General features: G+C 69.9%; 22 protein-coding genes and 2 pseudogenes. 11 read left to right on the top strand and 13 right to left on the bottom strand.

The window, feature by feature from the left end:
- Positions 1-5: 5 nt before the first annotated feature.
- Positions 6-689, bottom strand: a complete 684-nt coding sequence (locus tag VFZ92_RS14765; RefSeq protein ID WP_330876474.1) for a response regulator transcription factor — start codon at positions 687-689, stop codon at positions 6-8.
- A gap of 412 nt (positions 690-1,101) precedes the next feature.
- Entirely contained in the window at positions 1,102-1,320 is a 219-nt protein-coding gene (locus VFZ92_RS14760; RefSeq protein WP_330876473.1) for a hypothetical protein, read from the bottom strand.
- Between the two features lie 197 nt (positions 1,321-1,517).
- Here VFZ92_RS14760 and VFZ92_RS14755 point away from each other — a divergent pair, with 197 nt between their 5' ends.
- A complete protein-coding gene (locus VFZ92_RS14755; protein WP_330876472.1) occupies positions 1,518-2,153 on the top strand; it encodes an NAD(P)-binding protein in 636 nt (211 codons plus the stop codon).
- A 4-nt stretch (positions 2,154-2,157) separates the two neighbouring features.
- On the opposite strand, the gene VFZ92_RS14750 is transcribed toward VFZ92_RS14755, so the two are convergent.
- The 4 genes from VFZ92_RS14750 to VFZ92_RS14735 form a co-directional block, all read right to left on the bottom strand.
- On the bottom strand, positions 2,158-2,469 hold the full coding sequence (locus VFZ92_RS14750; RefSeq protein ID WP_330876471.1) for a hypothetical protein: 312 nt from the start codon (positions 2,467-2,469) through the stop codon (positions 2,158-2,160).
- Between the two features lie 72 nt (positions 2,470-2,541).
- A complete protein-coding gene (gene nhaA, locus VFZ92_RS14745; RefSeq protein ID WP_330876470.1) occupies positions 2,542-3,831 on the bottom strand; it encodes a Na+/H+ antiporter NhaA in 1,290 nt (429 codons plus the stop codon).
- 129 nt (positions 3,832-3,960) lie between these two features.
- Entirely contained in the window at positions 3,961-4,083 is a 123-nt protein-coding gene (locus VFZ92_RS14740) for a hypothetical protein (RefSeq protein ID WP_330876469.1), read from the bottom strand.
- A gap of 781 nt (positions 4,084-4,864) precedes the next feature.
- Positions 4,865-5,857 carry an aldo/keto reductase gene (locus VFZ92_RS14735; RefSeq protein WP_330876468.1) on the bottom strand — a complete coding sequence of 331 codons (993 nt, stop codon included), beginning with the start codon at positions 5,855-5,857 and terminating at the stop codon, positions 4,865-4,867.
- A gap of 176 nt (positions 5,858-6,033) precedes the next feature.
- On the opposite strand from VFZ92_RS14735, the pseudogene VFZ92_RS42475 reads away from it, so the two are divergent.
- Positions 6,034-6,162 (top strand): annotated as a pseudogene (locus tag VFZ92_RS42475) (DUF4314 domain-containing protein); the annotation flags it as partial.
- Positions 6,163-6,491: 329 nt separating this feature from the next.
- Here the strand turns inward: VFZ92_RS42475 and VFZ92_RS14730 are convergent.
- On the bottom strand, positions 6,492-7,778 hold the full coding sequence (locus tag VFZ92_RS14730; protein WP_330876467.1) for a calcium-binding protein: 1,287 nt from the start codon (positions 7,776-7,778) through the stop codon (positions 6,492-6,494).
- Positions 7,779-8,288: 510 nt separating this feature from the next.
- Positions 8,289-9,188 carry a DUF4184 family protein gene (locus tag VFZ92_RS14725; RefSeq protein WP_330876466.1) on the bottom strand — a complete coding sequence of 300 codons (900 nt, stop codon included), beginning with the start codon at positions 9,186-9,188 and terminating at the stop codon, positions 8,289-8,291.
- A gap of 555 nt (positions 9,189-9,743) precedes the next feature.
- On the opposite strand from VFZ92_RS14725, the gene VFZ92_RS14720 reads away from it, so the two are divergent.
- Positions 9,744-10,109, top strand: a complete 366-nt coding sequence (locus tag VFZ92_RS14720; protein ID WP_330876465.1) for a DUF6355 family natural product biosynthesis protein — start codon at positions 9,744-9,746, stop codon at positions 10,107-10,109.
- A 279-nt stretch (positions 10,110-10,388) separates the two neighbouring features.
- Here VFZ92_RS14720 and VFZ92_RS14715 read toward each other — a convergent pair whose 3' ends face one another.
- Entirely contained in the window at positions 10,389-12,002 is a 1,614-nt protein-coding gene (locus tag VFZ92_RS14715; RefSeq protein WP_330876464.1) for a hypothetical protein, read from the bottom strand.
- A gap of 391 nt (positions 12,003-12,393) precedes the next feature.
- On the opposite strand from VFZ92_RS14715, the gene VFZ92_RS14710 reads away from it, so the two are divergent.
- Complete coding sequence (locus VFZ92_RS14710) at positions 12,394-12,753, top strand: STAS domain-containing protein (protein WP_330876463.1); 360 nt, start codon at positions 12,394-12,396, stop codon at positions 12,751-12,753.
- Positions 12,754-12,912: 159 nt separating this feature from the next.
- Here VFZ92_RS14710 and VFZ92_RS14705 read toward each other — a convergent pair.
- Positions 12,913-13,548 (bottom strand): annotated as a pseudogene (locus VFZ92_RS14705) (cytochrome P450); the annotation flags it as partial.
- A 116-nt stretch (positions 13,549-13,664) separates the two neighbouring features.
- Between VFZ92_RS14705 and VFZ92_RS14700 the strand changes: the two are divergent.
- Both VFZ92_RS14700 and VFZ92_RS14695 read left to right on the top strand, forming a co-directional pair.
- On the top strand, positions 13,665-14,234 hold the full coding sequence (locus tag VFZ92_RS14700) for a TetR/AcrR family transcriptional regulator (protein WP_330876462.1): 570 nt from the start codon (positions 13,665-13,667) through the stop codon (positions 14,232-14,234).
- Between the two features lie 463 nt (positions 14,235-14,697).
- Positions 14,698-15,294: a hypothetical protein gene (locus tag VFZ92_RS14695; protein ID WP_330876461.1), complete on the top strand. Its 597-nt coding sequence runs from the start codon at positions 14,698-14,700 to the stop codon at positions 15,292-15,294.
- A 313-nt stretch (positions 15,295-15,607) separates the two neighbouring features.
- On the opposite strand, the gene VFZ92_RS14690 is transcribed toward VFZ92_RS14695, so the two are convergent.
- Positions 15,608-16,345 (bottom strand): helix-turn-helix domain-containing protein, encoded by a 738-nt coding sequence (locus tag VFZ92_RS14690; RefSeq protein ID WP_330876460.1) that lies wholly within the window; start codon positions 16,343-16,345, stop codon positions 15,608-15,610.
- 55 nt (positions 16,346-16,400) lie between these two features.
- Here VFZ92_RS14690 and VFZ92_RS14685 point away from each other — a divergent pair, with 55 nt between their 5' ends.
- Positions 16,401-17,369, top strand: coding sequence for a chlorophyllase (locus tag VFZ92_RS14685; protein WP_330876459.1), 969 nt, complete (start codon positions 16,401-16,403; stop codon positions 17,367-17,369).
- 55 nt (positions 17,370-17,424) lie between these two features.
- Complete coding sequence (locus tag VFZ92_RS14680) at positions 17,425-18,024, top strand: NADPH-dependent F420 reductase (protein WP_330876458.1); 600 nt, start codon at positions 17,425-17,427, stop codon at positions 18,022-18,024.
- A 105-nt stretch (positions 18,025-18,129) separates the two neighbouring features.
- Here VFZ92_RS14680 and VFZ92_RS14675 read toward each other — a convergent pair whose 3' ends face one another.
- Positions 18,130-18,714 carry a hypothetical protein gene (locus VFZ92_RS14675; RefSeq protein ID WP_330876457.1) on the bottom strand — a complete coding sequence of 195 codons (585 nt, stop codon included), beginning with the start codon at positions 18,712-18,714 and terminating at the stop codon, positions 18,130-18,132.
- Between the two features lie 908 nt (positions 18,715-19,622).
- Here VFZ92_RS14675 and VFZ92_RS14670 point away from each other — a divergent pair.
- Together VFZ92_RS14670 and VFZ92_RS14665 are read left to right on the top strand one after the other, a co-directional pair.
- Entirely contained in the window at positions 19,623-19,964 is a 342-nt protein-coding gene (locus VFZ92_RS14670; protein WP_330876456.1) for a hypothetical protein, read from the top strand.
- Positions 19,965-19,996: 32 nt separating this feature from the next.
- The gene (locus tag VFZ92_RS14665; RefSeq protein ID WP_330876455.1) at positions 19,997-20,188 is read left to right on the top strand and encodes a hypothetical protein; all 192 of its coding nucleotides are present in this window, start codon (positions 19,997-19,999) and stop codon (positions 20,186-20,188) included.
- A gap of 393 nt (positions 20,189-20,581) precedes the next feature.
- Here VFZ92_RS14665 and VFZ92_RS14660 read toward each other — a convergent pair whose 3' ends face one another.
- Positions 20,582-21,820: a hydrolytic protein gene (locus tag VFZ92_RS14660; RefSeq protein ID WP_330876454.1), complete on the bottom strand. Its 1,239-nt coding sequence runs from the start codon at positions 21,818-21,820 to the stop codon at positions 20,582-20,584.
- 244 nt (positions 21,821-22,064) lie between these two features.
- Here VFZ92_RS14660 and VFZ92_RS14655 point away from each other — a divergent pair, with 244 nt between their 5' ends.
- Positions 22,065-22,688, top strand: coding sequence for a helix-turn-helix transcriptional regulator (locus VFZ92_RS14655; protein ID WP_330876453.1), 624 nt, complete (start codon positions 22,065-22,067; stop codon positions 22,686-22,688).
- The last annotated feature ends 44 nt before the right edge of the window (positions 22,689-22,732 follow it).

The following is a 22,732-nucleotide window of genomic DNA, read 5'->3' as shown; positions in this document are numbered from 1 at the left end:
GGTCGTCATCGGGCCGGATCGACCTTGTAGCCGGAGCCGCGCACGGTCAGCAGCAGCCTGGGTTCGTCGGGATCCTTCTCGATCTTGCGGCGCAGCCTGCGGATGTGCACGTCGAGCAACCGGGTGTCGCCGAAGTAGTCGTAGCCCCAGACCCGCTCCAGCAGCTGCTCTCGCGTGACGATCCGGCCCGCCGCCGACACCAGTTCGACCAGCACCTGGAACTCGGTCCTGGTCAGGTGCACCGGCACCCCGTCCCGGTGCACCACTCCCTCGTCCACGCGGATCTCCAGATCGCCCACGCGGAGCAGGTTGTCCACCCTGCCTCCGCCTCGGCGGCGCAGCAGGGCGCGGATGCGGGCCGCGAGCTCACTGGCCACGAGCGGTTTGGTCACGTAGTCGTCGGCGCCCGCTTCGAGTCCGGCGATGACGTCGGTGGTGTCGGTGCGAGCGGTGACGATGATGATCGGCAGGTCGCCGCGGGAGCGCAGCGTGCGGCAGACGTCCAGCCCGTCCACGCCGGGCAGCATCAGGTCGAGCAGCACGACGTCGAACGACGAGGACTCCAGCTCGCGCAGCGCGTCCTCACCGGACACGACGTCGGTGATGTCGAAGCCCTCGTCGCCCAGCGCCAGCACGAGGACCTGCCGGATCCGTTCGTCGTCCTCGACGAGCAGCACGCGGTGGTTCATGGCCCTCCTGTCCCGGATCGTCTGCTTCGACAGCTTGCCCGACCGAGGAGGTGTCGACCGGTCGAGCGGGGCCGAGTGCTGGATCGCAAGACGATCGCAAGGTTCGGGGCGTCGAGGGTGACGCACAATGCGGCGGTCACCACCACGTCGCGGACGTAACGGGAGCGTAACGTTCGCCTAGGTCACTGATCTGGGTTCCCGGTGAAACCGTGGTCCGGTACGTCGGAGTCAGGGTCTTCCGCCGGATGGAGGTGAGGGTGCGATGACCGCGCGTCTCGTGCGAGCGATCACGGCGGTGTCGACGTCCTGACGGGCGTCGAGGACCTGCTCTCTCCACGGGTCGCCGTCAGCACGGGATCGTTCCTGTGGAACCGAAGCACCGGACCCGAGGTGTGAACGCCGAACCGCGTGGTCACCGGTTCGAGTCGCACAGGGCGCTCAACCTGTGGTGGGCGAGCCGGTGCAGCATCTCCTGCAGAGCCTCGGGAACGATCTGCCCCTCCAGGTCGTGACGAGCGACGGCCACGACCTCGGCGATCGTCGAGGTCGTGAGCACACCTCGGAACTCGGTGAGCAGTTCTCCCGAGACGACCCGCGTGTGGTGGTCCGACCGCTGCACCAGTGCCGTCATGGTGCCCTCCGTTCGTCGACGTTGTTGATCCCATCGTCGGTTGACGACGCCGGATTTGACCTGACGAGTGGCTGACGATGCGGTTGGCGGTCCGCGAGCGCAAGCAGATCTTCAGGTGCGCCGGTGCGGGTGCGGTGCGACGGTGGTGACGAGCCCCACCGTGCCGCGGGCTCACCCGCCGTCGTGGAGGAGAACGGATGTTCGGTCGTGTCGTCGTCATCGGCTACGGCGAGACCGGGCGCCGGGCGGCGCTGACCCTCGTGGAACTGGCGTCCGCGACGAGCCTCGTGGTCGTGGAACCCGACTGGTCCCGTGCTCGGATCGCGGCCCACGACGGAGCTGTCGTGGTGGAGGGCGACGGGGGAGACGGCGAAGTCCTGCGCCGCGCCGACGTCGACGTGGCGCTCTGCGTCGTGATCGCGGTGAACAGCGACGAGGCGGGCGTGCTGGTCACCTCGGCAGTCCGGCGAGCGACCAGGTCGGCGATCATCACCGTCGTGCGCGAGGCGCGTGCGAGCGCACTGGCCACCCACCTCGGCGCCACCCGCGGGATCGTCTCCGACGAACTGGCGGGTGGAACGATCAGACGACCGGTCTTCTGGCCCGATCTGCTGGGCCCGTTCATCGACGCCTCGGCTCACGCCGACGACCTGGTCGTCGCGCTGCGGCCGGTCAGCTCGACCGAGATCGGCCGTGACCCGCTCCAGTTCGGTCCACGGGTGTTGGCCGTGCTGCGCAACGGCCAACGGCTCTGGTGCGAGGAACCCGAAGCAGCGCACCTGCTGCCCGACGACCACCTCGTGGAGTTGCGGGGAAGCGCCCCCGGCGGTTGAACCGTCAGAACCACCCCACATCGCCCGGTACGGCGCCCGCGGACGGTTCGTCCCCCGCCTCGGTGAAGGCGAGCAGCGCCTCGACCAAGCCGTGCCGCGTGGACTGGGGCATCCGGGCCACGATCTCGGCGATCTCGGACCGCCGCCGCTCGGTGGCACCGCGCACGACCTCGTGTCCCGCGGCGGTCAGCCCCAGCACCACCTCACGGCGCGTGGCCGGGTTCTGCCGCCGGTCGACCATGCCCGCGGCGACCAGCAGCCGCGACGCCGTGAGAACGGCGTCACCGCCGCGGTCGACGCTCGTGAGGGCGTGCACCGAGCGGGGACTCCCGCTCCGTGACACCGACTGGACGCGCGAACCGGTGCGCGGCCACTGAGCCGGAGGCCGTCAGTCCTCGCGTTGGTGCACGTCGGGAATCCCGTCCTGATCCGCGTCGACCGATTCCTCGGCGCAGATCCGCCGGTGAACCCGGTTGCGGGCGCGCAGGACGACCGTGGCGATCAGCCCCGCGAGCAGGGAGCCGACGAGGATCGCGATCTTGGCGTGCTCGTCGCTCTCGCTGCCGGCGCCGAAGGCGAGGTCGCCGATCAGCAGGGAGACGGTGAACCCGATCCCGCCCAGCACGGCCAGGCCGATGACGTCGGTCCAGGCGAGGTCGTCGTGCAGTTCCGCGCGGGTGAACCGGGCCACGAGGTAGGTCGCGCCGGTGATGCCGATCGTCTTGCCGAGCACGAGCGCCAGCACGATGCCCAGCGCGACCGGGTCGGCGAGCGAGGTGAGCAGGCCGCCGAAGCCGCCGACGGTGACGCCGGCGGCGAAGAACGCGAACACCGGGACCACCACGGCGGCCGAGATCGGCCGGAACCGGTGCTCGAAGTGCTCGGCGAGGCCTGGCCCGGTGCCGTGCTTGCGGATGACCGGGACGGCGAAGCCGAGCAGCACCCCGGCGACGGTGGCGTGGATGCCGGAGGCGTGCACCAGCGCCCAGGTCGTCGCGGCCAGGGGGAGCAGCAGCCACCACGACCGCACCCGGCGCTGCACCAGGAAGGTGAACACCGCGAGCGGGAGCAGAGCCAGTGCCAGCGGGATGATGGAGAGTTCGCGGGTGTAGAAGACGGCGATGATCACGATGGCGAGCAGGTCGTCCACGACCGCCAGGGTGAGCAGGAACGTGCGCAGCGCGGACGGCAGGTGGTGGCCGATCACGGCCAGCACGGCCAGCGCGAAGGCGATGTCCGTGGCGGTCGGGATCGCCCAGCCGCTCAACGCCGCCGGGTTGCCGAGGTTGACCGCGGTGTAGATCAGGGCGGGCGCGACGACACCGCCGACGGCGGCGGCGACCGGCACCGCGGCCCTGCGCGGGTCGCGCAGGTCGCCCGCGACGAACTCGCGTTTGAGCTCCAGGCCGGCGACGAAGAAGAAGATCGCGAGCAGGCCGTCCCCGGCCCACGTCGCCAGGGTGAGGTCCAGGTGCAGCGCGGCAGGGCCGACCCGCACGTCACGCAACGCCTCGTAGGCGGAGGACCAGGGCGAATTCGCCCACACGAGTGCGAGCACGGCGCCGATGAGGAGCAGGACACCGCCCACGGTCTCCTTGCGGAGGATCTCCGCGACGCGCTGGGTCTCGGGCCACGACCCCCGGTCCAGCAGTCGAACGCGCCGCCCGGCGTCAGCCATGCGTCACCGCGGCGGGGGAGAGGGTGGTGGGAACGACGGTCATCAGCGGCTCCGGGTGTGGTTCGGCTCGGTTCGCCGACCAGGCGATGGTGGGGGAGAACCGCGGCCGGGTGTTGCCCGGTTGGCGTTTCAGCGTGAAATCCTGGTGTCGTGGCACCAGGGTTTCACGTCCTCGTCCCGGCCGCTCATGGGCAGCAGGTGTGGTGGGGCGAACGCGTTGGTCGCGCTGAGGTAGGCAGGCCGAAGCAGCACGGCTGGTCATCATGCCGTGCTCATCCGCCGCGGCATGATCACGACTGCATCCGTGCACCGGTCCTTGTGGACTCGCTGTCACCTGGACGGATGAGTTTTCGGCAGGTAAAACCCTGCGAACCGAGTTCGCCTACGCCCGTGCCGGCACGCAGTCCTGCCCACCAAGGCACAGGTTCACAAGGCCCTCGCCGAGTTCACCGGCCGTTGCGACGAGAACGGAACCGCCCCAGCGTCCTCGCGCTCGCCCGCCGGTTCGGACTGAGCAGTACCACGTTCCGGCGCAACTTCCCCGACGTCGCCGGCGAGATCGGCGCAGCCCGGACCACCCCACCAGCTCCAGGTCCGCGCACGTCGAGCCGCTACGACCAGTTGCCGCCCGGAACGCGAAACTCCGCCGCGCCAACCGTGATCTCCGGAACCAGTTGTGTTCACCGCGGCCCACGTCCAGCGCTCAACGCTGAAGAACGACCGGCTTCGTCGCGCGGATGAAGCGGCAGCCGGAGTTACCCGGCTTCCCCGGCCGACACCCTCCTCGGAGGACGGTTCCCAGCCGGGCCGGCGGACACCTGGCAGCAGTCCCGGAGTCACACCGCCGACCGGTCGACCCGGTCAGCGCGCTGATCGCGGTCATGCCGGCCGTTTCGCTGCTCTGCCAAGAGACCCGTCCCGGTGGGACCGCGCTGTGCACCTTCGTCTGCGACCCCGAGGACGACAGCGATGATGAGGACACCGGCTCGCCGCCCGACGATCGACCACTTCGCGGGCGCGTCGAGCCCACCGGCTAATCCCGAGCGATCTCAGCGGTGCGCGCGGGGGTGTAGCGCTCGCCCACCACCTGGTCGCTCAGCGGGTCCAGCGCGGCCAGCGCCTCGGCGTCCAGGGTGAGCTCCAGCGCGGCCGCGTTCTGCTCCAGCCGGGCCGGGCTGCGGGTGCCCGGGATGGTCACCACCGCCACCCCGAGCCGCTCGGCCTGGGCGTGCACCCAGGCCAGCGCCACCTGGGCCGGGGTGGCACCCAGCCGGTCGGCCACCTCGCGCACGGTGTGCGCGATCTTCTCGTTGGCCTCGCCCGCCTCGCCTGCGAAGCGGGGGTTGGTGCGCCGGAGGTCCTTCTCGCCCAGCGTGGAGCGGTCCAGGGTGCCGGTCAGGAACCCCCGCCCCAGCGGCGAGTACGGCACCAGCCCGACCCCCAGCTCGGCCATCACCGGGGTGACCGCCTCGACGTCGCGGGTCCACAGCGAGTACTCGCTCTGCACCGCGGTGATCGGGTGCACCGCGTGCGCCCGGCGCAGCAACTCGCCGTTGACCTCGGACAGGCCCAGGTGGCGGACCTTGCCCGCCTCGACCAGCTCGGCCATCGCCCCGACGGTCTCCTCGATCTCCACGTCCTGGGGCGGGCGGTGGGCGTAGTACAGGTCGATCACCTCGACGCCCAGCCGCAGCAGCGAGGCGTCGCAGGCGCGCAGCACGTAGTCGCGGGCACCGCGGATGCGGCGTGCCCGGTCGCCGGCGCTGCGGTCGATGCCGAACTTGGTGGCCAGCCGCACCTGGTCCCGGCGGCCGTGGACGGCCCGGCCCACCAGCACCTCGTTGTGCCCGGTGCCGTAGGCGTCGGCGGTGTCCAGGAACGTGATGCCCAGCTCCAGGGCCCGGTCGATGGTGGCCAGGCCGCCGTCCCAGTCGGCGGCGCCGTAGCTCTCGCTCATCCCCATGCACCCCAGGCCCATCGTGCTGACGGTGAGACCGGGCGAGCCGAGCGTGGTTCGGGTGATCATGCGCGGGTACTCCTCCTGCCCGGCGAACCGGACGGTGCTTGGCGGGCTGGCGAACGCCTCCGACGCTAGGACCTGGAGCGCGCTCCAGGTCAAGCCGGAAGGCCGGCCCCCGCCGGCGGGTCAGGCGCGGCGGGGCGGAGGCGGGCGAGTGCACACCGCAAGACCGCGTCGAACTGGTGAGCACCACCGACGCGCACACCCGACTCGAGCCCGGCGATCAGGGCGCCATCACGGTCGTCGACGATCTGGGAACCGCGCACAGTGGCCGGGACAACGGTTCCGGGCTCGGAATGTCCATCCGGGACGACGACACCACCACCCTGCCGCCTACCTTGGCCGCCGACCACGACGACGTCACTCCGGCGCACCTCAACCCAGACTGGGGTCCTTTGTGGAGAGAAGCGGACGTGGTGTTCCAGTGCTCGCCGCTGACGCTGGTGACGGCCGCGGGGATCAACGCCGTCACGGCCGCGGTCGACGCGGTGAGCTGGGTGTGGTGGGCAGCGTCGGTCAGGTGGAGCCGCTCGTACGCGATCCGAGGTTGCGGGGTGATCTCCGGGTGGCGTTCCGGGGGCGTTCGGGTGGGGGCCCGCCGCCCTGGCGGGTGGCCAGGGCGGCGGGGTGTGGGGGTGGTTCAGCAGCCGGAGGTGGCGTCGCCGGGATCGGTGGTGCAGGTGTCGGTGCCCAGGCCGCCGTTGGCGGTGTCGCCGCCGACACCGTCCTGGGTGTCGACGGTGTCGTTGCCCAGGCTGCCGGACAGGGTGTCGGCGCCGTCGTGGTCGATGAGGGTGTCGTTGCCGTTCTGGCCGTCGAGGGTGTCGTTGCCCGGTCCGCCGTAGAGGGTGTCGGCGCCGTTGTCCAGCAGTCCGAGGATGTCCTCGCCGTAGCTGGAGTCGTTGCCGGGACCGCCGTAGATGGTGTCGTTGGCGTTGCGGCCGTTGATGGTGTCGTTGCCGCCCAGCGCGCAGATCACGTCCGCGCCGTTGGTGCCGGTGATCGTCTCGCCCGCGTTGGTGCCCACGATGGTGCAGCCCAGCGCGTTGTTCACCGCGGTGGACTCGGCGTCGGTGTCGTTGCCCGGCGTCGGGTCGCTCTCGGTGGCGTCCACGGTCGCGGTGGCGGTGATGGTGCCGGTCGCGGCGGGGGTGACGGTGATGGTCACGGTGGACGAGCCGGACGCGGCGACCGCGCCGAGCGAGCAGTTGACGTTGGGGGCGCTGATGCCGCACGAGCCCTGGCTGGACGTGGCGGACACGATGCCCGCCGACGCGCCGGAGAAGGCGGTGTTGGCGGTGACCCCGGTCGCTCCGGAGGGGCCGGAGTTGGCCACGTTGAGGGTGTAGGTGAGGTTGTCGCCGCCCAGCGCGACCGGGTCGGCCGACTCGGCTATCGATACCGACATGTCCGCACCCGCCGGCGGGGTCACGATCACGTCGAGGGCCAGGTTGCCGCTGGAGGCAGTGGTGTCGAGACCACCTACCTGGATCCAGTGGGTCGTGGACGTGCTCGCGGTGAACTCCACCCGGGATGTGAGGTCCGGGAAGTTGACATCATCGTCGCAGGCGACCTCGGAGAGCGATCCTAGGCTCGCGCCGGTGTAGACGGCCAGGACGGTGTCGAAGTCCGATCCCGCCGTGCTGGCGACAACTCCGGAGCCCGCGCTGACCGTCAACCCGTACCACACCGTGTGCTCAAGGGTGAAGGCCGTACAGGAGGGGTTCAGCGGCTCGCCGGACTCGGTGGTCGCGTCGGCGGTGTTGAGGCTGTCGGTGAACGAGCCGGTCTCGGCTTGGGCGTTGGCGAAGTTGTCGTTGGCCGGGGCCACCGCCCATCCCGGTGTCGCGCCCGCGACCATGAAGGTCAGGGCCGCCGCGACGGCACCCACCGATCTGAGTAATCGTCGATAAAACTTCCTGCGCATGAGCAACTCCATTTCGGCGGCTAACTCTGGGCAGTGCCGCCTCTATCGCGGATGTATGCCTCTTCTCGATCGTTGAGCAGGGCCGGATCGTTGCGCGAAGGCATTTGCTTTCCGATCGCTTCCTTGTGGAAATTGGATGGTGATCGGGCATACATGCTCTGCGCGGGGAAGAGTTTCAGGCAGTGGCCAAAAGACCTTTTTGACTAGGCTGAAAGCCTCTTCTGCTGGGCCGTTGGGACTCTCCGTGACAGATCCGATCGGCCCAGCGACAAACATCGGTGTGAACTGTATTTCGGTCACCCGCATGGCTGGCCGCCGTTCGGGGACCCGTCGTGTCCGCCACCGGACCACAACACGCTCGTCGCCATTCCCGTTGGCGCGGAGCCTCGGTGCCGGTCCCGTGGTGGGTGCGGTGCGGGACGCGGTTCGGTCGGACGTGGCCTGAACGGCGAAGCCAACGGCTGCGCAGGATGAGGCGGCTCCCTGCCTGACCGGGTTGCGAGGTCATCGTCAGCAGGATCGCGGGACGTCGCGTGGCGGCGGCGCCCCACCTCCCGGACCTGGTCCGGTCGAGCCACGCCCACGGGTGGCAAGACGGCTCAGGTGCCAGCCAACGGCGTAGATCGCCAGCACGACGCAGAGGGCGGCGACACCGTTCACGGCGAACTGCCTCACCGCGAGCTCCGCCATGTCCTTCCCGGTCCACGTCGGCGGAATGATGTCGGGCGGGAGGTCGGAGTGGTCCATCTCATCGGCCGCGATGAGTTGCCGGACCCCGCTCACCGCGCCGATAGTGCCCAGCACCAGAGGCGCTGCCACCACTGCGCTCCAGACCACCGTGCGGAGCCGAGCCGGGAGCCGCAGACCGGTCGGGATCGGTTGCGTCGACGTCGCCCGCCACCAGCGCCACGTCCAGACGAGGAGCGCGGCGAAACCCAGTACACCGCCGGCCAGGTCCAGTTTTGGCGAGTGATCCTCACCGAACGCGCCGCCCAGGCGGTCCCACGCCACATGAGTCGCTGCCCCGATCACCAGTGAAACGGCGATCCACCACGCCGCGGTTGCCCGCCGCCAGGTGAACCGCTCCGCGGACCGCCACACGCGCCCCGCGGCGGCCGGGGGCAGGAGCGCCACCACGGGCCGTTTGAGCAGCACGTGGAACACCACGAGCAGGACCAGGGCGAGCAACGGGTCGAGCCAGAACACCGACGACGCGTGGTGGGTGCGGGTGAGCAGCGTGCCGGTGGGATCGAGCCACGGCAGGGGGACGTAGTACGTCAGGTCCGGCGCCATCGATCCCATCACCAGTGCGGACGGAACCAGCGGACCACGGGAGAAGGGGAGGATCGCCGCGGGGTGGGCAAGGGTGAACGGCACCCGCGGAACCCTAGCGACCGTGTTCCCCCGCATCGACGGATGGCCAGGTGGGTCGCACGGTCCTCAGTTGCTGTGGTGCGGTTTTTCCTTGGCCGCGGAGGGGGGTTCGGCACGTGGGGCGGTGTTTGTTTTGTCGTGGTGGCGTGGTTGTCGAGAACCGTCTCTGCGTGGGATTTCCTGAGGAGTTCGAGAACGGCGGCGACCGGGTGGTGGAAGTGGTCTGGAGCAGATGGAGGTGATCTCCGCCGGAGCCACATCATGTTCCGAGTTCAACTCGCCGGTGTTCCCGAATTCAGGATTCACCAACAGCCGTCGCACGGGAACCTCTAGAAGCGCTGCGAATGTCGGGGTCGTGCACTGAGGGCGAGGTGTTGCTGGTTCGAGGGTGGTAGCTGGTCGCCGACTTGGTGGGTCTGCATCGGTGGTAGCAGTGGGCATTCATCCAGGCAGGTCACCAGGCAGTGATCTCGCGGATTGGTTGTTCATGTCCGCGGGTCGACCGTAAAGAATGCCGGTCGCGTAGAACTGGGGCGGTCAATCGACGAGTTCCTGATCGGGACTCGATTTCAGGAAGGTGGGTGTCCCCAGATGCGCCAACTCCAACGTGTCGGTGTCGTGATCGCGGGAATGTTGCTGGCGGTCTTCTACACCGTGGCCCCTGGTCAGGCGGCTGATCAGGAGGTCCCCGTCCAGCAGGTGTCGCAGGAGATCTCGGTCCAACAGCCCGTCCAGGCCGCGACCGACGACCAGGATGTCCTGGTGTGCGGTTTCTACAAGGATGTCTGGACGGCGTGGTACTCGCACTGCGACACCACCTGCATCTTCATCTGGGTCGACCACTACCCGGCCGGTAGTGGTGGGCCGGACGGGTGGAAGAAGATCCCGACGTACGGGACGTACGACATCGGCGGGGCCGGTGACGTTCACAACGCGTGGTACGACCACGTTTGTTGAACACCGTGAACGACGGGCCCACCGCGGAATTCCCGCGGTGGGCCCGTTTCGACGTCGGTCGGCTCGTAGGTCAGGTGGTTCGATGACGTGGACACCTCGCCGACCGAGCGCCCTCTCCAGCGCGGTCGGCTTCCGACCTTCAGGGAGAAACAACATCGAGCTCGTGGCCCCGAGGGCCGCCTCCGAGGAACACGACGTGCCCCGCGAGTTCGCCGTGCGGATCGTGGACCAGACCATCCTGAAGCCAGGCGACCGCGGACGCGCACCGGGTCCGGAGCCCTACTCCACCTTTTCGAGGTCGATCACGTCGTCGAGTTCCTCGTCGTCGAGTTCGTCCTCGGGCTCTCCTTCGGCTCCGTCGGTTGCCTCCACGGCCTCGTCCGATTCGCTGTGTTCGCCGAACCAGTCCTCGTCCTCGCTCGCGGACTCGGCGTGCTCGGACTCGGAGTGCTCGGACTCGTCGACGATGAAGTCCTCGTCCACCTGGCTCTGCGACGGCGACACCGTCTTCGTGTTGTAGAGGGAGAGGGCGTCCCGCAGCCGGGCCACCGGCGTGCTCCTGGCCGCGAGGCGGTCGAGGTCGGTCACGTAGTGGGTGCTGAACGGGATCTGGTCCAACGCCATGACCATCGCGTCCTTGTCCATGCGGAGCGCCTTGGCGATCGTGGTCAGGGCGCCGACCGTCGTGGTCTTCCAGAAGCCACCGGAGCGGTTGCTGAACCGCAGGTCGGCGAAACCCTGGTTGCGCACGAGGCTCAACGACAGGTAGCAGACCGTGCAGGGCCGTTTCCCGCCCGCCACCGCCGACGGGCCGGTGTGCTCGGCGAGCACCTGGGTCAGCACCAAGTTCTGTTCCGCGTGCGACTTCGGGGTCCGTGCGGCGACGGTGACCATGACCGTCTTGCCCATCGAGTCCTTGGCGACCTTGCCGTCCGGGCCCTTCTGGGAGACCTGCTTCTTCGTTGCGGCGTCCTCACCGTCGACCGCGATCACGTGCCCTGCGTGGCGCGTGGCCACCAGGGCGGCCGCCGCGTTCGCCGGGGGGCCGCCGTTGACGATGGGCGCGTCCGCGAGCAACGTCGCCAACGCGGCTTTGACCGGTTCTTGCTGCTTCGGCCAGATCAGGCAGTCCACCGCGATCTGGGCCAGGCGTTTCTCGCCGTTCGGGCAGTTCCGGCCGTGCAGCACGTCGTAGAGGTCCGCGAGTTTGCGCGCCTTGGACTTGACGTGGGGCTTGAGCTGGGCGTGGTTGAGCCCGTCGATCATGTCGCCGAGCCGCTTGCCGTGCAGGTTCGCCACCACCGCCTTCTCGTTGGCGCTGATCAGCATCCGTCCGTTGATGAGCATCACCTCGATCTCCGACGAACCCTTGCCGTCGGTCTGGAGCACGACGGCCGAGATCTGGTTCGCCAGCTGGCGGTCCCGGATGTTGTTCTTCGGGACCGCACCGGAGGCGACGCCGTTGTCCAGCCACTTCCCCTTGGCGGTGTGCGACAGCGCTTTCGCCCCGGCCTCCTGCTCGACCTTGTCGGCGACCTTCTTCTCGACGGCCTTGGTCGTGGTCAGGGAACCGGACGTGTCGACCTGCTCGCCGAGCTCTTTGTCGCCCGCTTCTTCCGCGGCTGCGGCGGCGTAGCGGTGGTGGAGCTCGTCGACCAGTTCCGGCCGGGTGTGCAGGTGGCCGAGGAGGCGCTTCGCATATCCCTCGACCCTGGTGCGCACCGGCTCCGGGAGGCCGTCGAGAACCGGGAAGCCGCCGTCAGGCATCTCTTCCGGGATCATGACCACGTCGGCCTGCGTTGCGGTGGGATCGAGCTTGGCCCGCTTCGCGGTCGGCTCGTCGCCGTTGACGGGTGCGGGCCGCTTCGGCGCCTGCCGGCCAGGTGTGGTCATGGAGGAACCTCATGTCAGGAGGGGGAGTGCGGCATGATCGTTGTCGGCCGCGGTGGGGGACCTGTTACAGACCTTCGGTGGGTGCCGGCGCGCCCCTGCGCCGGGTACCGCGTCACATCACGCCACGATCGGGCCTTGTCGGGGCCTGACGGATCGTCTCGCGGCGCTGGCGGTCACTCACCGTGTTTCTCCTTCGGCGTGGGGGAGGTGAATCCGAGGGCGAATGAACGAACGACCCGACCGGGGCTGCGTGGTCGAGGGTCACCGAGTACGGTCGGAGCGACGTTGTGTGCACTTCCGGATCGGGCGGCTACCACAGCCAGCCACCTGATTTGCTCGCACCCGCGACCTGCGCGGGTGCGACCAAACCCAGGCATCGGAGGACCGCGGGATGGACGACGAGGCACTGACGGTGAGCAGTGAAAAACTCGACAACGCGCTGGTCGTGCACATCGTGGGTGAAGTCGACCTGGACACCGTCGACCTGATGGACACAGCCCTCGCCGAGGCCGCGGCGACCGTGACCGCGCCGGAGATCGTGGTGGCCGATCTGACCGACGTGACGTTCTTCGACTCGATGGGCATCTCCTCGCTGTTGACCGCCCGTCAACGCTGCCAGGAGCACCGGGTGTCCTTGGTGGTCGTCGCCTCCGACCGGCGCGTGCTGAGGCCCATCAAGCTCACCGACCTGGACCGCGTTTTCACCGTGGTGGGTGCGGTGGAGGAGGCGGTCCGGTCGGACGTGGCGTGACCGCGTCGCTGGCGGTGGTGAGTTCCTGCTTGGTGTCACGCGCCAGGGTGAGTCGTCGCGGGCCCGGTGAGCACGCACTGTCCGGCACCGACGCACTCGCCGCCGTTCACGGTGATCTTCATGGGCCGCTCCTGCTGAGGTGGGACGGCGGTTCGTCCTCTACCAGGTCACCGGGAGCTGGTAGAGGCCGTAGACGTTCGCGTCGTCCTTGAACGGCAGCTCGTCGACGTCCACCGCCAGCTCCAGGCCGGGGACGCGTCGGAACAGCGTGCCGAACACGATCTGGAGCTCCATCCGGGCCAGGTTCTGGCCCAGGCACTGGTGCGGCCCGAAACCGAACGCGACGTGGTGGCGGGCGACGCGCTCGATGTCGAGGTCGTCCGGGTCCTCGAACGCCCGCGGGTCCCGGTTGGCCGAATGACCCAGCGCCAGCACGCCTTCGCCCGCGCGGATCAGCTGCCCGCCGACCTCGACGTCCTCGACGCACAGCCGGGCCGTCCCCACGTCGATGATCGTGAAGTACCGCAGCATCTCCTCGACCGCGTTGAGCGTCTTGGCCGGGTCGGCCTTGATCATCGCGAGCTGCTCCGGGTTGCGCAGGAACGCCACGGTCGACAGCGAGATCATGTTCGCCGTCGTCTCGTGGCCTGCGACGAGCAGCAGCAAGCCCGTGTTGACCAGTGCCGACCTCCGGTAGGTGCCGTTCGCGCGCAGCTCGACGATCTGCCGCCCGAGCAGGTCGTCCGGCGGGTTCTCCTCCTTCTCCGCGATGAGGTCGGCCATGTAGCCCTGGATGGCCCATGGACGCCCACCGTTCCTCGTGCGCTCGTGGGGTACCATCTAAGTGGAGAACATCTCCACTTCTACCGAGAACATGGAGGCCATCTCCACTTGTCAACGCGAGGTAGCGCATGACCGTCGACAAGCCGCTCCGGGCCGATGCCCAGCGCAAGCGCGACGCCCTGCTCGCCACGGCCCGTGAGGTCTTCGACGCCGGTGGCTTCTTCGACCTGCGCTTCGACGACTTCGCCCGTCTGGCCGGCGTGGGCACGGGCACGCTGTACCGCCACTTCCCCACGCGGGAGGCGCTGGCCGAGGCGGTCTACCACGGCGAGATCGCCGCGCTGTGCGACCGTCTCCGCCAGTTGCGGGCCGTGCTGCCCGCGGCGGAGGCCTTGGCGGCCTTCCTGCGCGGCATGGTCGACCACATAGCCGCCCACGTAGGCCTGGCCCGGACGCTGTCCACGCTCATGGCCACCCGCTCGGACGCCCTCGCCGAAGGCAGTCGGGAGCTGGAGCGGGCCGTCACCGACCTGGTGGCCGCCGCCGTGCGGGAGGGCACCGTGCGCGACGACGTGGACGCCGGTGCCGTGATGATGGCGCTGCACGGCATCAGTGCGGCCCACGACCGCCCTGGGTGGCGGGTCGAGGCCGACGGTGTGATCACCCTCGTGCTGGACGGGTTGCGCCGTCCGCTGTGACGGGGTGCGACGAGGTCGCGACTCCACCCGGTTCTGGCGCTTCTCGCCACGGAGATGGGTCGTTGGCCCGCGGCTACCGGTTCCCCCGCGGCGAGCATCGGACGATGCGGTGCGCCGAAAGTCCCGACCAGCTCACCCTTCGGCAATCCACTTCCTCGTGCGCGAGGTGGTGCTCGCCGCCGTCGAGCCACCTTCTTCGCGGTAGCGGCGGCCACCGCGTTCTCGGGGCCGCTCGCCGACGCCGCCCTGACGCCCGCGGAGCTGCGCGACAGGATCCTCGGTGGCGCACCGCTCTCCACCGCCCAAGCCGTGTAGCGGCGCGGCCCGACGGGCTGGGGCTGGTCGAGTCCGCTGCGAAAAAGCGGACGCGGCCCTGGGGTGTCGTCGCCGGGGAGTCGTCCTGCTGTTCGCTTGAGCAAATACCTCCGTGTCGTTTCGGCGGGGCCGGACTTAGTTTCGAGCGGTGGCGAACGAACTGACGATCCCGCTCCTGCCCTGTCCGTCCATCGACGAGATCACGTCCTTCTACGAGATGCTCGGCTTCGAGGTCACCTATCGGCAGACGCGGCCGAACCCGCACGTCGCCGTGCGACGGGAGGACATCAACCTGCACTTCTTCGGGATGGACGACTACGACCCGGCGCAGTCGTACAGCACGTGCCTGGTCATCGTGGAGGACACCGGCGAGCTGTTCGAGGCCTTCGCGGCGGGGATGCGGTCCGTGCACGGAAAACTGCTCATCTCCGGCATCCCGCGCATGACCAGGCCCCGGCTGCGCAACGACCGGTACACCGGGTTCACCGTCGTCGATCCGGGCGGCAACTGGATCCGGATCCACAAGGCCGCCCAGGAACCCGAGGCGCGCACCAAGCTCGCGAAAGCCGTGGAGAACGCGGCACGGCTGGCGGACGCGAAGGGCGACGAGCGGCAGGCGTTGAGGATCCTCGAAGGCGCGCTCGCGCGGACCGACGGCTCCGAACCGGAATTGCGGGACGCCCAGGCCTACCGCGACGAGTTGGTCGAGCGGATCACCGGGTCCGGGTCTCGCCCTGGCGCTTGAGGGCGCCGCGGACCACCTCGGGGTCGTGGGTCGTCCAGCACGGTGGGGGTGAGGCCGTGATGGAGCCGCCGTAGTGAGCGGTGGCGGTGCGCGGACCGAGGACGGCCTGCTGGTGCGAGACCGTGCCGGCCCGTTCCGGCCGACCGCCCGCCGAACCCCGTTGAGACCTCACCGCGAGGGCCGGCTGCGAAGATCGACCGCGGCGGCCCTCGCGGTGCGGCGGGTCCCGGTCCGCCGGCCTGGTCTCGGAGCGGGGGGAACCCCTGTCGCGCGAACTCGGCCGCGACCGGGAACTGGGGGCGCGACGCTCCGGCTAGGGGTCCAGCTTGAGCGAGCCGTGGCCGACGTTGGTGCTGTCGGCGATGGCGCGGATCAGGCGCAGCAGGTCGTCGTGGAGTTCGTCGGTCATGCGGCCCTCGGCGACGCCGCGGAGGAACACGTGGTTGACGCCCCTGATCGCGGTTCGACCCGCGGCTCCGAACAGGTCGTCGCGATCGTTCCCGTCGAAGGGGAAGCCTGTTCCGGGGGTTCGTCGTGAGACCTCGGCCTCCGCCATGGCGACCACGCCGGGGTTGGCCAGGGCCATGGCGCGGGTGAGTGCGGCTTCCTCCTGGTCGACGTTGTCGCGCAGGTCGTGCCACCACCTGTCCACCAGATCGATGAACTCCACGGTGGGATCTTCCTGGTGCAGCGCGATGACCCGCCGCTCGATGGACGCGGGCCACTCGGTGATGAAGTCGAGCTTCGACGGGAAGTAGCCCGTCACGGTCCGCGGCGCGACCTCGGCCGCCTCGGCGATGTCGGCGATCGTCGTCCGTTCGTACCCGTGTTCGGTGAACAGGCGCAGGGCCGTGTGCAGGATCAGCCGCCGGCGTCGTGCTTTCGACCGTTCCCGAAGTCCTGGACCGCCACTGGTCACCGTCGCACTCCCCGCACTCCGTTGGTCACCGCCCGCGCAGGCCCCAGCATACATGCACTCCATAGCTAAAATGCCTCCTTGTGCAAACTTGCCGTCCATGGCAATCTTTGCCGGGTGGTCGAAGTCGATCACCCACCGAGTCCGTCGAGCAACGGCTTCACGGACGAACGGCCCGAGAGGAACAACCATGAGCGTGTCCTACGCGGACGCCGCAGGCTTCCCGGTCAGCGACCCCACCCCCCTCGTCAGCTACAGCCCCGTCTCGCTGGAGGTACCGGGCAGGCCCGTGCCGCTGGAGATCAAGGTCTCGGCGCCCGTGACCGGGACCGACCTGCCGGTGATCCTGCTCTCGCACGGGCACGGCATGGCCAACTTCCTCTCCTCGCTGCGCGGCTACGGCCCCGTCGCGGATTTCTGGGCCGCTCACGGGTTCGTCGTCGTCCAGCCGACGCACCTGGACTCCACGGTGCTCGGGCTGCGCGACCAGGACCTGCCCGACGCGTCGCTGTTCTGGCGTGACCGCGCCACCGACATGCACGTCGTCCTCGACCACCTGGAGGAGGTCCTCGCCGCGGTTCCGGGGCTGCCGGGCCGTGTCGACACCGAGAAGGTGGCCGCGGTCGGGCACTCGGCCGGTGGGCACACGGTCTCGCTGCTGCTGGGCTCGCGGGTGCTCGACCCGAACGACCCTCGGGAGAAGGACCTCTCCGATCCCAGGGTCAAGGCAGGCGTCGTGATCGGGGGACCGGGCATCGCCGACGAGCACTTCTCGCCGTGGGCCGCCGAGCACTACCCGATGATGAACTTCATCGACTTCGGGCAGATGACCGGCGCCGCGCTCGTCATCGCAGGCGACGAGGACCTGAACCCCCACTTCTCCTCCCGGCTCAGCTACCGCTGGGACGCCTACACCCACAGCCCCGGCGGCAACAAGACGCTGCTGACCTTCCTGGGCGCACAGCACCTGTTCGGCGGGATCTCCGGCTACGACGCCGCGGAGACCTCCGACGAGAACCCCGAACGGGTCGCCGCGCTGCGGGCGCTGGTGTGGGCCTACCTGCGGTCCCGGTTGTTCCCCGGCGACACGTCCTGGGACATCGCCGTGAAAGCCCTGGAAACCCGGAAGACGCCCCTGGCGAAGGTCGAAACCAAGTAGCCGGGACGTCCGGCTCCTCGTCGCTCGACCGTCCGAACCACCACAGGAAGAACCCATGAGAATCGCGATCCTCGGCACGGGCAAGGTCGGTACGGCACTGGGGACACGACTGGCGTCCACCGGTCACCACGTCGTCCACGGATCACGGACGCGCGCGGGTGGAGCGGGAACGCTCAGCCCGCGCGAGGCCGTCGCGTCCAGCGACGTGGTCGTCACCGCCATCCCGGGCACGGCCGTGCTCGGTGCCCTGGAGGAGATCGGGGATGACGTGCTGGCCGACAGGATCGTGCTCGACCCCTCGGCCGCCTTCACCCCCGGGATGGCGATGGCCTACCCCGGCGACAGCGTGGCCCAGCAGGTGCAGGCACGGTTCCCCCGTGCCCGTGTCGTGAAGACGCTCAACACGATGAACTTCACCATCATGGTCGACCCGCTGGCGTCGCTTCCCAGGGCGACCGTTTTCGTCAGCGGCGACGACAGCGCGGCCAAGACCGTCGTCACGGGCTTGCTCGGTGACCTGGGATGGCCAGGGAGCAGCGTCCTGGACCTGGGCGGCGTCGACACCGCCTTGGCCACCGAGCACGCCGCCCCGTTGTTCTTCGCGACCGTCAGGGCCCTGGGAACCGCGACGTTCAACATCTCCATCTCGCGGTGAGAGGTGAGCCGCGCTCGAACGCGGGACCCGCCGACCGGTCCTTCCCGCACCACCGGTGCGCGGCCGGTGCCTGCCGCCAGCCGAGACGGGCGGCAGGCACCGAGATCAGCCCTCGATCCCCCGCTCGCTCCAGTCGGTCCCGAACGGGTCGGCGGTCAGGTGCCAGACCACGTACGGGTAGTTGCTCCACGTGCACGGCAACAACAACGGGCAGTTCTCCACGTGCTGCTTCCACTTGGTCGTCACGGTGCGGGACGGTGTGGGGGTGACCCAGTTCTCGGAGACGCCCCTGTCCCTCATGAAGGTGTTCAGCCGGGTACTGCCCTGTCGGTAGTGGACCCCGAGGACGACGTTGGCGTCCTCGCACCAGTCGACCCGGTAGGTGAAGGTGAACGCCCACTCGCCCAGGACGTAGTACCCGTCGACCGACGCCTCCCCGATCCAGCACCCCGACTGGACGCCGGGCTCGTTCCCGTCGGCCGGTCGCACGTGCTGCTCGACCGTCGTCCTGCCCGGATCGACCACGGTCCGCGCGATCTCGGGGCTGCGCAGCAGGATCTCGCGATCCGCCGCGGACAACCGGCCGGACTGGACCATGCGCGCGTACGCCTCCGCGGGCCCGTCCTCGCTCGCGCTCGCCGTGCCGCTGAGCATCCCGCTCAGCACGCCCACGAGGGCCAGCAAGATCATCGATGTTCGTCTGGTGCTCGACATGCCGAAATCTCCCCTTGTTCGTACAACTCGTGGTTGCCGCCTGTGCGGCGGCTCGGATCCCCCCTCGGGATCTCCGGTGTGCCGCGAACCCGAGCCATTGCGCGGGCGATCCGGAATCGCGCCCCGGTGTGCGACGTGATCCGGCGACCTCGCCGTTCGCGACCGCCTGGGCCGCGCAGGAGCAGTTGACGGGGGCCACGGTCTCGTCGGACGAGATCTCGTGCCGGACGGGGCCGTGGTGCGCGGTTCCGGACACCAGCAGGACGAGCGCTCGATGCGAGAAGTGCTCGCACCAAGGTGCCCTCATCTGTCCCCCTTCGTCAGGTGTTCCTCGTCAGCTGGTCCGAGCAGCGGCCCGGTTCAGCCGTCCGCGGCACCAAAGGTCTACCGACGCGGGGTTGTTCACGATCGACGGACGAGCCGTGAGGAATCAATGGTGAAGAAGCCACCTGCTCGACCAGCGGAACACCGGGGCACCAGCCGGACGTGGCGGTCGACCGGGTGGTGCCCACGGGTTCGAAGGCTGTTGCGAGGACGTGCCCGTGCGGGCGGAAAGCGCCAGCCCACACCGTGTTGGTGTGCCCGGAGACGACGCTCGACGCGGCGGACGACGACGGGGTCGACGCAGTCCACAGCCGGGCCTCGGCATCGAAGCCCGCGGTGAGGAGCAGTGCACCGGTGCGGCGGATCGCGCTGCCCCGCGGGCAGAACATGGGTAAGGACAGGCACACCGTGCGGCCTGGGCTTCTCTTTACCGCGCGCGGTGTGATGGGGTCGGGGCACATCCCTGGTACGGGGCGAACCTGGGGATCGGGATCCTTGGGATGACCGGTTCCCGCGCGGAGGGCGTGATGGACGTGTGGTCCGATGGGGAGACTGGTGACGTGGGTCGCGCCCTCCCCCCGGAGCGGTTCGCGGGCGACCTGTTCCTCCAGCTCGCCCGACGCGGGTGGCTGGTCCTGGACCCCGACCAGGCGCGGGGTGTGATCGGCGAGCTGGAGCGGACCCTGGACGAGGTGCGGTCGCGGCTGCGCAGGCTGGAGTTGTCGCGCAAGCTGCGCGACGTGTCCGGGGACGACGTCGCGCCCGACGTGGACCGGCTCGTGGTCGACTCGGTGTTCGCCGGGCAGCTCAACTCCGAGAGCTGGGAACGGGCTCTGGTCGAGCTGCCCAAGTACATCGAGGCCCTGCGCATCGCGGGACGCAACTCCGGGCGCCCGCGATGACCTGCCCCGGACCGGACGCGTCGGAGCCCGCGATGCCCGAACCGCCTGTCAGCGAGTCCGACCTCGGCCGACTCGACCTCGGCGCGCTCGACCTGTGCGTCGAACTGGCGGCCGCGGGCGCCGAACTGCACCACCACCTGCTCTGCGGCGACCGCGAGACGGCCGAGCTGCTCGGCGCCTGGATCGACGCGCTGCTGGACGAGTGGAACCGCCGCCGCGACTGACCGGCCCTCCGGGCGGTGTCCGGCGGTGGGAACGGGAGTCCGCACCGGCCTGTCACCGCGCCACGCGCCGACCTGACGGGTGATCACCTGGTGACGGCGCGGGGGCGCGCGGTGGGACGGGCGCTGCCCGTGGTGGCGACGGCGTGCGGCGATGGCGGCGGGACGGCGGAAGCCGCGGATCACCGTGGCGGTCGTCGAGAAGTTCGGCCGCGGGTCGTGGTTGCGGACCACGAGCGGTGGCACCGGGGATCGACGTGGTCGGCCGGGTCGTCGACGCGGTCCGGCCGATCCCGACGTGACCGGTGAGCACGTCGAGGGTCTGCCGGGCCGCGAACGCCGGACCCGCGGCACCCGACCCGCCGCGGGTCCGGACCACCGCGGGTTCGCGACCGGTCAGCCCTGCGGCACGTCCGCGAGCGCGCCGCTGACGTTGAGCAGTTGCAGGCAGTTCGGCGCCTGCTGGCCGCTGGCCGGAGTGCCCGGCCGGGCGCAGTTGACGGTCGCGCTCACCGTGCTGTTCTCCGGCACGTCGATCGGCGTCACCCAGTGGTAGTCCTGGTTGCGGAAGGTCTCCAGCGCGATGGTGGTCACCGTGCGCTCGCCGAAGGCGATGGTCAGCACGCCCTCGTCGCCCTGGTGGTTGGCCAGCACGAGGTCGGTGATGCGGAAGACCTTCCCGGCGGGCACGACGTAGCTGCCGGTGCCCTGGTCGCCGGTGTTGGTGCGAACCTCGATGGTGTTGGAGCTCTGCTCGCCGCCAACGGCATCGCGCTGCCCCGGCTGTCCCGGCTGCCCCTGCTGTTCCTGCTGCTGACCGCTCGGGGGCTGTTCGCCACCCTGTTGTCGTTGCTGCGGCTGCTCGTTCTGGGCAGCGGCGGCCTCCTGCCTGCCCGCCTCCACCAGTTCCCCGGCCCGGTCGTCGGTGGCCTCGCGCGCGGCGCTCCGCACCGCGGGACGCACCAGCAGCAGCCACGCCAGCAGCAGCGCCAGCAGCAGTGCCAGCAGCGCCAGCAGCCACTTGGGGAACACCGGGAGCTGGAGCAGTTCGCCCTCCAGCTCCTCGGACTGCGCGGCCTCGCCGGAGGCGGGCAGCACCGCGGAGGCGGCGGTGGAGGTCGTGGTCAGCCGCACCGGCCAGGCCAGCGGCGAACCGAACCACAGCACCTTGCCGACGCGCGCCCGCACCGGCAGCTCCACCCGCACCCCAGGGTCCACGGTCGTGGGCTCCGCGGGCACGGTGACGTGCAGCTGGTCGTCGGACTCGGCCGCGACCAGGGCCGCCGTGATCGGGGTGTTGCCGTCGTTGTGCACCTCGACGTGGAAACGCGCGCTGCGCCAGGCTCGGCGGCGTTCGGGCACCAGCTCGGCGTGTTGCTGGAGGAACGGCTCGACCACGACCGTGGTCTCGGAGACCACCACCGACTCCGGGCGCTCCGCCGGGAGGACGCGCACGCCCAGCGGTACCTCACCCGCGCGCACCTCCGACGACCTCGGCGGACGCAGCAGGACGGCCACCTGGTCGGACGTGCCGGGGTACAGCGAGAGCCGCGCGGGCTCGACGGAGGTCCACGGTGCGCACTCGCCCACCACCTCGAACTCGTACGCCTCGACAATGTCGCTGTCGTTGCGCACCGTCAACGTTGTGCTCGCCTCCGAACCGGGGGTGACTACCACGGTCGGGAGACCGAATTCGGTCGTTGTGGTCACCGGTCGAACGGTAGGCAGGGCGGAACCCGTTGAGACAGGGAGAAAAGGGCACACCGGGGGCAAACAAGTGCACGGGCGGTCGCTGCGCCGACCCGCGCCCGGTCCGGGTGCGCAGGATGGTGGTGAGAGGACCGCCACGTCGATCCGGTTCTCGCCAGGGGAGGCTGTCATGACGAGGATCCCGGTCGCGGTGTACGCCGAGGACCCGGTCCTGCGCACGGGTGTCGCGTACCAGTTGCGCCCGCGTCCGGAGGTGGAGGTGCTCGACCCGCACGACCGCGAGCGTGCGGCGGTGGCGCTGGTCGTGGTGGACGAGGTGGACGAGGCGGCGGCGGCGCTGTTGCGGCGGTTGCGGCGCTCGTCGGGCACGCGCACCGGTGTCGTGGTGGGCCGCTTCGACCAGGACGCGCTCCAGACCACCATCGACTGCGGGGTGGCGGCGGTGGTCCGCCGCGCCGAGGCCGACCAGGACCGCTTGGTGGCCACGGCGGTCGCGCTGGACAAGGGCGAGGCGGTGCTGCCGGGTGACCTGCTGGGCCTGCTGCTGGACCACGTGAGCCGGTTGCAGCGCAGCGTGCTCGACCCGAACGGGCCGACACTGTCCACTTTGACCACTCGGGAGGCGGACATGCTGCGCCTGATCTCGGAGGGGTGCGACACCGCCGAGATCGCGGCGCGGATGTCGTTCTCCGAGCGGACCGTGAAGAACGTGCTGCACGAGGTGACCACTCGCCTCCAGTTGCGCAACCGGGCCCACGCCGTGGGCTACGTGATGCGCCACGGCCTCATCTGAGCGCCGCCCCGGACTCCCCTTTGCCCGAACGGCCCACGGGTCTT

It is taken from the genome of Umezawaea sp. (assembly GCF_036375055.1).
In the GTDB taxonomy this organism is placed as follows: domain Bacteria; phylum Actinomycetota; class Actinomycetes; order Mycobacteriales; family Pseudonocardiaceae; genus Umezawaea.
The sequence above is the reverse complement of the archived record's forward strand: the minus strand, read 5'-3'. Positions and strand labels throughout refer to the sequence as shown.

Excerpts from the sequence above, each read along its gene's own strand:
- VFZ92_RS14765 (WP_330876474.1), bottom strand. The coding sequence starts at position 689 with ATGAACCACCGCGTGCTGCTCGTCGAGGACGACGAACGGATCCGGCAG.
- VFZ92_RS14760 (WP_330876473.1), bottom strand. The coding sequence starts at position 1,320 with ATGACGGCACTGGTGCAGCGGTCGGACCACCACACGCGGGTCGTCTCG.
- VFZ92_RS14755 (WP_330876472.1), top strand. The coding sequence starts at position 1,518 with ATGTTCGGTCGTGTCGTCGTCATCGGCTACGGCGAGACCGGGCGCCGG.
- nhaA (WP_330876470.1), bottom strand. The coding sequence starts at position 3,831 with ATGGCTGACGCCGGGCGGCGCGTTCGACTGCTGGACCGGGGGTCGTGG.
- VFZ92_RS14735 (WP_330876468.1), bottom strand. The coding sequence starts at position 5,857 with ATGATCACCCGAACCACGCTCGGCTCGCCCGGTCTCACCGTCAGCACG.
- VFZ92_RS14730 (WP_330876467.1), bottom strand. The coding sequence starts at position 7,778 with ATGCGCAGGAAGTTTTATCGACGATTACTCAGATCGGTGGGTGCCGTC.
- VFZ92_RS14725 (WP_330876466.1), bottom strand. The coding sequence starts at position 9,188 with ATGCGGGGGAACACGGTCGCTAGGGTTCCGCGGGTGCCGTTCACCCTT.
- VFZ92_RS14720 (WP_330876465.1), top strand. The coding sequence starts at position 9,744 with ATGCGCCAACTCCAACGTGTCGGTGTCGTGATCGCGGGAATGTTGCTG.
- VFZ92_RS14715 (WP_330876464.1), bottom strand. The coding sequence starts at position 12,002 with ATGACCACACCTGGCCGGCAGGCGCCGAAGCGGCCCGCACCCGTCAAC.
- VFZ92_RS14710 (WP_330876463.1), top strand. The coding sequence starts at position 12,394 with ATGGACGACGAGGCACTGACGGTGAGCAGTGAAAAACTCGACAACGCG.
- VFZ92_RS14700 (WP_330876462.1), top strand. The coding sequence starts at position 13,665 with ATGACCGTCGACAAGCCGCTCCGGGCCGATGCCCAGCGCAAGCGCGAC.
- VFZ92_RS14685 (WP_330876459.1), top strand. The coding sequence starts at position 16,401 with ATGAGCGTGTCCTACGCGGACGCCGCAGGCTTCCCGGTCAGCGACCCC.
- VFZ92_RS14680 (WP_330876458.1), top strand. The coding sequence starts at position 17,425 with ATGAGAATCGCGATCCTCGGCACGGGCAAGGTCGGTACGGCACTGGGG.
- VFZ92_RS14675 (WP_330876457.1), bottom strand. The coding sequence starts at position 18,714 with ATGATCTTGCTGGCCCTCGTGGGCGTGCTGAGCGGGATGCTCAGCGGC.
- VFZ92_RS14665 (WP_330876455.1), top strand. The coding sequence starts at position 19,997 with ATGCCCGAACCGCCTGTCAGCGAGTCCGACCTCGGCCGACTCGACCTC.
- VFZ92_RS14655 (WP_330876453.1), top strand. The coding sequence starts at position 22,065 with ATGACGAGGATCCCGGTCGCGGTGTACGCCGAGGACCCGGTCCTGCGC.